The sequence below is a fragment of the Cellvibrio sp. KY-GH-1 genome (genome assembly GCF_008806975.1).
In the GTDB taxonomy this organism is placed as follows: domain Bacteria; phylum Pseudomonadota; class Gammaproteobacteria; order Pseudomonadales; family Cellvibrionaceae; genus Cellvibrio.
The window spans coordinates 3,421,740-3,430,298 of record NZ_CP031728.1 but is presented as its reverse complement, the minus strand read 5'-3'; the positions used below and the strand labels follow the sequence as shown (position 1 = coordinate 3,430,298).

At 42.8% G+C, this 8,559-nt stretch carries 8 protein-coding genes and 1 pseudogene; 8 read left to right on the top strand and 1 reads right to left on the bottom strand.

Annotation, left to right across the window (positions count from 1 at the left end):
* The first annotated feature begins 19 nt into the window (after nt 1–19).
* From D0C16_RS14570 to D0C16_RS14540, 8 genes and pseudogenes are all read left to right on the top strand, one after another.
* On the top strand, nt 20–853 hold the full coding sequence (locus D0C16_RS14570; RefSeq protein WP_225319045.1) for an outer membrane lipoprotein-sorting protein: 834 nt from the start codon (nt 20–22) through the stop codon (nt 851–853).
* Nucleotides 850–2,184 (top strand): DUF1302 domain-containing protein, encoded by a 1,335-nt coding sequence (locus tag D0C16_RS14565; RefSeq protein WP_151033025.1) that lies wholly within the window; start codon nt 850–852, stop codon nt 2,182–2,184. Before D0C16_RS14570 ends, D0C16_RS14565 begins: the two co-directional genes overlap by 4 nt.
* Before the next feature lie 13 nt (nt 2,185–2,197).
* On the top strand, nt 2,198–3,370 hold the full coding sequence (locus D0C16_RS14560) for an MFS transporter (protein WP_191968497.1): 1,173 nt from the start codon (nt 2,198–2,200) through the stop codon (nt 3,368–3,370).
* Between the two features lie 9 nt (nt 3,371–3,379).
* Nucleotides 3,380–3,439 (top strand): annotated as a pseudogene (locus D0C16_RS24790) (hypothetical protein); the annotation flags it as partial.
* A gap of 207 nt (nt 3,440–3,646) precedes the next feature.
* Nucleotides 3,647–4,537: a hypothetical protein gene (locus tag D0C16_RS14555; protein ID WP_225319068.1), complete on the top strand. Its 891-nt coding sequence runs from the start codon at nt 3,647–3,649 to the stop codon at nt 4,535–4,537.
* Nucleotides 4,538–4,565: 28 nt separating this feature from the next.
* Complete coding sequence (locus tag D0C16_RS14550) at nt 4,566–5,552, top strand: acyltransferase domain-containing protein (protein WP_151033022.1); 987 nt, start codon at nt 4,566–4,568, stop codon at nt 5,550–5,552.
* Nucleotides 5,546–6,427 carry an ACP S-malonyltransferase gene (gene fabD, locus D0C16_RS14545; RefSeq protein ID WP_151033021.1) on the top strand — a complete coding sequence of 294 codons (882 nt, stop codon included), beginning with the start codon at nt 5,546–5,548 and terminating at the stop codon, nt 6,425–6,427. Before D0C16_RS14550 ends, fabD begins: the two co-directional genes overlap by 7 nt.
* A 137-nt stretch (nt 6,428–6,564) precedes the next feature.
* Nucleotides 6,565–6,906: a hypothetical protein gene (locus tag D0C16_RS14540; protein WP_151033020.1), complete on the top strand. Its 342-nt coding sequence runs from the start codon at nt 6,565–6,567 to the stop codon at nt 6,904–6,906.
* Nucleotides 6,907–6,990: 84 nt separating this feature from the next.
* Here the strand turns inward: D0C16_RS14540 and D0C16_RS14535 are convergent, their stop codons facing one another.
* Nucleotides 6,991–8,421: a glycoside hydrolase family 30 beta sandwich domain-containing protein gene (locus D0C16_RS14535; RefSeq protein ID WP_151033019.1), complete on the bottom strand. Its 1,431-nt coding sequence runs from the start codon at nt 8,419–8,421 to the stop codon at nt 6,991–6,993.
* Nucleotides 8,422–8,559 lie beyond the last annotated feature (138 nt).

Sequence of the window (8,559 nt, the reverse complement as noted above, 5' to 3'; positions counted from 1 at the left end):
TAAGGTCTCTATCGTGGAAATGAAAAAGTTATTCAAAGGCGGAATGCTGGGTTTTATGTGTTTTTTTGCGGTGCAGCAAGCCGCTACTGCGGAACAAATGTCTGGCAATGATATCGTTGCTACGTCCGAGGATCGGTATATAGGTAAAACGCAAAAGTCTGACTCAACGATGATTATGATTAACTCAGATGGAAAAGAACGAGTTAGACGAATGAGTATGATTAGGAAAAATTTCGGGGAAAATCTGAAGGATCAGAAAGCAATATATTTCTTTAATTATCCTGAAGATATTAAAGATACGAGTTACTTGAGTTTTGACTGGATTGAGGAGGGGAAAGATGATGATTCTTGGCTGTACTTGCCGGCGCTTAAAAAAGTAAAGCGACTAGCGGCGGCAGACCAATCGGATCCATTTCTGGGAAGCGATTTTACCTATGCTGATATAAAGACTTCGCGCAATAACTATTGGGATTATTCAATCATTAAAACAAGTGAAGTGATTGATGGACATGATTGCTGGGTCCTTGAGGGACTGCCAAAAAATGGAGATGACGATAAGGTCATTAAGGAAACAGGGTATAACAAAATCCACCTCTGGGTTAGAAAGGATAACTTTATTAAGGTAAAAGGTACTTTCTGGGTCGTGAAAGGGAAAAGGGTAAAATATTTCGAAGCGAAGGAAGTTGAGAAGATTAATGACATTTGGACGGCCAAGGTAAATAAAATTACCACCACTAAAGGGGGGGCTACTGAACACTCGACCGTAATAAAAATTGAGAATGTGCGCTACGAGGAAGATGTTGATGATGCCAATTTCACGCCATTAAAAATGTCGCGAGGCATTGCTAAATGATCTTTCGAAGTAAAAATTTTTCTGTCGGCGCCCTGCTTTTTGTAATTGCGCCTCTTGTTAGCGCGGATGACACCGCACTTTCCTACAGTGGATTTTTAGTAGAAGAGGTAGGTAATAGCTATCAGCACGAGGAGTTTAAGTGGTCAAAAATAAGCTCCACAGCAAATTTAAATGTAGATGCATATTTTTCATCGTCCTGGAGTGCGAAGTTAAATTTCCAAGGAACCTATGATGCGGCGTACAAATTAGAAGGGCGCGGCGAGTTCTCGCAAGACACTCTGGATATCTATGAGAAAGACTTTCGTATTAATGAGGCTTATACCGATATAGATATCAACTCCTGGTTGAACGTTCGCTTTGGACGTCAGTTTTTTGGGTGGGGCGAAAGTAATAGCGAGCAAATAAGTGATATCGGCAATCCCCGCGATCTGCGCGAACTGGGCTTACAGAATGTTAAGGATATTCGACTCCCTGTCGGGGCGACTAAGTTAACTGTGTACAACGCGTCATGGGAATACAACCTTATTGCAGTTCACGAGGCTCGAGTGGATGAACTGGGTGCGGAAGGTTCAGAGTTTGATCCGTTTTTGGCCTTTCGCGAACGCGTTATGATTTTGTCGGCCGATGAGCCTGACTCAGATCTTGATAACACGGGAGTGCTGAGCAGGTTGTATATGTCAAATGATTGGGGAGACATCAGCTTTTTTGCCGCCCGCCAATTTGAAGGCTTTCCGCTATTGGTCTTTAAAGGGGTGAATGCAAGTACCCAACAGTTGGTGTTCCAGCCAGAGTATAACCAGCTTAATTCCTACGGTTTTTTTGGCAACTTAATCGAAGGCTCGTGGCAGTTGAAATATGATTTTGCGCGTACGTTAAACATGCCTCACGATGTAAAAGTTGTTGAGTATGTGGTGCCGCAGTTACAAACAGAGCCAATAGACTCTGTCATATCCTTTCAAGAAAAAAACTTGGATAAAGGTATGCTCGGTATTGAATACAGTGGCTTTTCCGATACTCAGGTTTCATTAGAGTACATTGCAAGCTACATAGAAGATCACACTGAAATGTTAAGGGAGGGCAAGTATGAAAGAAAAATATCAACCTACATATCTCGCACATTTTCAAATGGAAATATTTCCGCCTCGCTTTGGATGAATCATCTAATTAGCGATAACGCCAATATTTTCAGGGTTGATGTCTCCTATAGCTACGATGATGACGTAAAGTTCTTTATCGCGCTAAGTGGGATCGAGGGGGCAAAGAAGGGGGCCTATTATTACGATTACGACGAGGTAGATAGATTCTCCGTTGGCGTGAAAGTGTCATTTTAGGGAAATGATGATTATGGCTACGAATATTATGAGGGATACAGAAAAAACGTTTTCTAGCCCGTTGTTTGCGTTGTATTTCATCTCGTTATTGTCAGGTTTTTCAATGGGAATTTTTAATCCATTGATATCCATATTGATGAAGCAGCACGGCGTTAGTGAAGTGATGATTGGCGCGAATGCAAGTGTTTATTACTTGTCTATTGCACTATTTTCACCATTTGCAGGCGCTTTGATTCGTCGTTTCGGTATTCATTGGGTAATTTTTGCGGGGATTTTTATCACCGCCATTGCTACTGCCATGTTCCCTCGAACGGATAGTGTTGCAACCTGGTTTATTTTGCGGATCTTAATGGGCGTTGGTATTTGCTTGTACATGGTTGCAGGACAAACTGGCTTGAACCTATATGCAAACTCAAAGAAGCGAGGAGTAATTGTTGCTATGCACGGCGCCGCGTTTGGCGTTGGGTTTATTGTCAGCCCGCTGATTGGATCATTCCTATATGCACATTATCCGCAGTACGCCTTTGTATTTGGTAGCTGCGTTATTTCTTTTGGTGTTTTTGTTGTGTTTGCGCTCAATAAAACCATACCGGTTGAAAAATACATTAATTTTTTTACTGTATTTAAAAAGGTGCAGATAGCTTTATTTGGGGTGTTTATATACGGCGCACTTGAAGGCATTGTGGTTACCTTGTTGCCCGTATATTTAATCAATCAATCCCTGCCAGTAGAAATATCTTCTTTGCCCTTGCCGTTATTTATGATCGCATCTGGGGTGGGAATGATTCCTGTTTCCTATTTTGGGGATAGGTATGGGCATTGGAAAATATTGCTGATATCGGCGCTAGTTGGAATTGCCACATTATTCCTCATGCTCACAATTGATTACGATCACGTGATTGCAGTGGGTGCAGTTTTATTGGGATTAAGCGTAGGAACGTTTTTTCCGATAACGCTTGCGATGATTGGGAATCAATTGTCGAAACCAGAAATGCCGACAGGTAGCGCTCTGTTCACTGCGTCGTTCAGTTACGGCTGCGCTGCCGGACCTTTTATTGCCTCCCTGTTTATGTCTGTATTGGGTGACAAACATATCTTCAGTCTAATCATCATTCTGCTGTTGTGTCAGGCAATCAACATGATGGTCACATCTTCAAACCGTTTTCAGCTCCCGGTAAATAAATAGGTTAAAAACATGAACGCGCCTAAAGGAAATATCATAACACGCAGAAATTTTTTAAAGTTGACCCTTGCTGGAGTAGGTACATCAGCTGTGGGTTTGTATCTATTTTGTGAAGAGGGCGGTGCTGTTAATTACTCTGATCCCGCCTATTTGTACTGGAATAAATTTACACAGGGTAGTTTAAATCTCGAAAACTATCTGATTCTGTGTGGGTCATTGGCTCCCAGTGCACACAATACCCAGCCGTGGAAGTTTTCGATCAAGGAAAAGGAAATTAGTGTGTTTGCGGATTCCAATCGAAGTCTTGGCAGTGCCGATGCGGAGCATAGATTGATACAGATGTCGGTTGGTTGCGCGTTGGAAAATATTAGGGTGGCGGCCAATCAATTGGGATATCGTGCGGATATTTCGTTAACCCCCAATGCTGAATATGAAAAAACCGGGATGTGCGCCAAAGTAAGTTTGGTGTCGGAAGATCAGCCTCAGGGAAACCCCCTCTTCGATTCAATCTTCAAGCGACAAACGACCCGTTCACCTTATCTTGCAGAGCCTACACCTGAGATTATCAAGTCATCGATGATGGGACTTAATGATTTTTCAAATATATCTCTGCGCTGGTTTGACGATTCAGCGGATCTCGCTGCAATGGCTGAAATTAACGACGCCGCGTGTGTGGCCTTTACGAAAGATGATTCAGCCTATCTCGATAGTTTGAAATGGTGGCGTTACTCGCGGGAAGAAATTCTTAAAAAGCGGGATGGCATTTCGATTTTCACATCGGCCGCTCCTTCTGCAATCAAACAATATTTTCAATACGGCGTGTCACCGGAAGATATGGCGGGAGATTTTGGTAGGCAGGGTGAAATAGATTTGATGAAAAATCTTTTCGCAGCTACTCCGTTGTGGGGTGTAATCACAGCGAGCGACGTTAGCAATGCTTCAAGGTTGCAATCCGGGCAGTTGTTTGAGCGCATCTTTCTGGATGCGACGCGACAAAATTATCGAATGCAGGCAATTAACTACGTTTCCGAGCAACAAGAATACGCGAATAAATTTAAAGAACAGTTTCGGATTCCCAAGACAGATGAGCTGTTGATGGTTTTTAGGATGGGCAAGGCGGAATTGTGTGAAAAATCAGTAAGATTACCCTTAAGCGATATCATCGTTTAATTTTTTTAGTTGAAGGATTATTAATGTTATGAGCAGCAAGATTACGTTTTTGTTTTCTGGTCAAGGATCGCAATACTATCAAATGGGCCGTGAGCTCTATATGAAATTGCCAGTTTTTAAAGCAAACGTTGATTTGCTTGATCGGGTGTTTAAGTCCAGGACAGGCTATTCGCTTATAGAAGTATTGTATGACACAAATATGTCTCCGGCCGATAGGTTTGATGAGCTACGTTATTCGCATCCCGCGCTGTTTGTAATTCAGTACGCTCTTGCTCAATCGTTGATGGAGGATGGTGTCCGTCCGTCGCGTTTAATAGGGTTGAGCCTGGGTGAGTGCGTGTCCATGGCAGTTGGAGGTGTCGTTTCGCCAGAGGATATGTTAGATACTTTAATCAAACAGGCAAATTTAATTGAGCGCGAGTGTTCTGATGGAGGGATGATAGCTGTATTAAAAGGAGTTGATTACTTTTATTCACATCCTGACGTGTTTTCTGGTTGTGAGTTGGCGGCAGTAAATATGCCGCAGTTGATTTGTATATCTGCAAAGCAGGCGGCGCTCGATATTGCTGAGAAAAAGCTGAAGGATGGTAATGTTGTATATGAACGGCTTCCTTTACGTCAGCCATTTCATAGCGCACATCTTGAGCCTCTGCGCGAAAGATTTATTAGTATATTTTCTGGCTTAAAATTTAAGGAGAGTACAACTGAGATAGTGTCGGCCATGTCGGCTACAAATAATGATAATTATAATGCGTTGCACATGTGGCGTGTTAAGCGAAATCCCATATTGTTTTATCAAACGATGCAAGGCTTGATTCCGGACCGCGATATGACTTATGTGGACGTTGGCCCCTCTGGGTCGCTCGCAAATTTTGTTAAGTACAGCCTGCCACGAGAAGCATACCACAGCATCTTTTCAATTATGTCCCCCATGGGGCGAAGTGTTAGTAATTACGAAACATGTATAAATAGTTTAAATCCATCAATGACGTTTAAAGGAGTTGCTAAATGTTAACTTATGTTTTTCCAGGACAAGGATCGCAATTTAAAGGTATGGGAAAAGAGTTGTTTGACGATTTTAAAACGCTCAGTGATGTCGCTGATAGTGTTTTAGGTTATTCGTTAAGAGAATTGTGCGTAGATGATCCTCAGAATCAACTCAATAAGACACAATTTACCCAGCCTGCTATTTATGTTGTTTCAGCGCTGAGTTATCTCAAGTGTTATGAAGACTCTAGTCGTAAAGCAGACTATTTGGCCGGACACAGCTTGGGGGAATACAACGCGCTTTTTGCGGCAGGTGCATTTGACTTTGAGACTGGTTTGAAACTAGTTAAAAAAAGAGGCGAGCTCATGGGAAGGGCAAATAGTGGTGGCATGGCAGCTGTATTGGGGATATCCGTTCAGGAAATTAATAACATTCTGCGCGACAGTAATTTTATTAATATTGATGTCGCCAATTTTAATTCAGGTACTCAAACGGTGTTGTCGGGAGACTTGGCAGAAATTAACGCGGCAGCTAAAGTGTTTGAACGCAACAAGGCTCGTTATATTGTGTTACCAGTTAGTGCTGCGTTTCACTCACGGTATATGAACGATGCCAAGAAAGAGTTTGAGGCTTTTTTGGATAATTTCACCTTTTGTCCAATGGGTGCGCCTGTAATTTCTAATGTGACTGCACGCCCACATACCAGCGATAGCCTTAAATTTTACCTTGGCGATCAAATTACAAACTCTGTCCGGTGGTTGGATACTGTTTACTATTTGTTGGATCAAGGTGCGTTTGAATTCAAAGAAGTCGGCCCTGGCAACGTACTAACGAAGTTGATTGATTCGATTAAATTGACACACTTGAGTTTGGATTCTGAATTAAATCGACAAGTTGCCTAGCTAAATGAAATTTCTGGCGACTATTTTTATGCGGAAATGGGATCTTTAATTGAGCTGCAACTTGCCTTATGTATACTGCCTCGGTTTTCTCGTGCTAACCATTGCCGTATTCTCAAAAGGTCTAATAAGGAGGGTGTATGATTTGTCCTAAAGTATTAAAAGTTATTCCGATGATAGTTTTAATGGGGCTTGCTTCATGTGCAACTCGTCCGGATAAAATCGCAGCAACAACTTTGCCGCAAGATAAGTATCAATCGCACGAGTGTTCCCTGCTTGATTCTGAGTTGAAAAAAGCGCAATCTGAACTTGCCGTTGCTACAGAAAAGCAGAATTCTGCTGCCAATACCGATGCTTGGTTGTTGATATTGTCAATAGTGCCGCTGAGTAAGGTTACCGGTGATTATGAAAAAGAAGTTGCAAATTGGAAAGGCGAAGTAAACGCCATTGAAACGGAAAAGCAGAAGAAGAAATGTGCATAATGCATGTGGAATCTACTGGGTTTTCTCTGTAGATAAAATAAAAAAACCCGCTGCGGCGGGTTTTTTTATGCGTCAAAAAAGTTATTAGTAAACAAGCGTTTGAATCGCGTGGGCGGGAATAGTAACGTTTGTTTCAAGTGTGCCGATGTAATAACGGTAGGAAACTGCGGCATCACTATTGTTCATGACTACAGTAGCGAGTTTGTTATCTTGATTGATAAATGATGTGGTTTGTAACACACTGCGGCTGGCAACTGCGCTGACTCGCTGGGCAGAAGGCTTAATAAATTTGGAGAAATGCCCCAGATAATAGTAACTGGGGGTATAAATTAATTCCCCTTTAGCGTCGGCGTGGATGGGTGAAAAGCAGAAGTTGCCAACGTGGTTGGGGCCGCCTTTGTCATCCAGCAAAATATTCCAGTCAGTCCAAGCTACCGCTCCCGCATTAAAATCGTTAATTAAAGAATCGCCATAGCGTTCTCCGTTGGGCCAGTATTGGTAACGTTCCGGATTAAATTTTTCTACCGTAGCTTCGGTGAGCATTAAATTTACATTCGGGTAAGCCTTGCCTACGTCGGCGACGTTTTTGTACATGGGCTGGCCACCGGTCCAGGTTTCATACCAGTGGAAACCAATACCCCACACGTATTTTGCGGCTTCCGGGTCGCTCATGATGGTGTGGGCGCGATGGCTAATTAAATCGCGGTTGTGGTCCCAGACAATAATTTTTTTATCGCCCAGACCTTCATTTTTTAAGGTTGGACCCAAGTGATTCTTTAAGAAATCTCGTTCGTCTTCCGCTGTGTAAATCATTGACTCCCAGGTTTGTTTGGCCATGGGTTCGTTTTGCACGGTAAGGCCCCAAATAGGAACGCCTTCTTTTTCGTAGGCTTTAATAAATTTGGTGTAGTAAAGCGCCCAAGCGGCATTGTATTCGGGCAATAATTTTCCGCCGCGCAACATGTTGTTGGTGTCTTTCATAAATGCAGGGGCAGACCAGGGACTTACATAAGTCGTGATTTCGCCGCCCGCCGCTTTGAGTACTTTCTTAATCAGCGGTAAACGGTATTTGCGATCGTGATCAATGCTGAAGCTTGTTAATTCTTTATCGCCTTCCTTGATATAGGTGTAGCTACCGCTGCTGAAATCTGAACTGTGAATAGTGGTGCGCAACAGGGTGTAGCCAATACCTTTGTCACTGTTGTAATAGGCTTGCAGAAATTCATTCTGCTTTTTGCGATTTAATTTAGCAAACACTTCGGCGCTGGCATCGGTCACTGCGCCACCAATACCAATAAACTTTTGATAGCGAATGTCTGGGTTTACAATAACAGCAATATCCGTTTCCGGATATTGCTGCGCGGGTTTCAGGCTTAGTGTATCGCTCAGGCTAAGGCGCAGGTTGGAATCCTTGGCGGTGGTGTAAACGCTGACTTGTTTGTCGGCGGCGAGTGAGTAGAAGCTAGAACTGGCTATCGCGGTAGCGAGCAGCCAGTGTTTTAAATGTCTTTGCATTTTAATATCTCTTGTTTATTGGTGCTTTTGTTTATTGGTGCTTTGTTTATCGGTGCCTATTTTCAGATACTTTCGTTTCGCACTTTGATAGCGTTTGCCATTGGGTTTAGTGTTGCGAAACACTAAACCCAAGGTCCA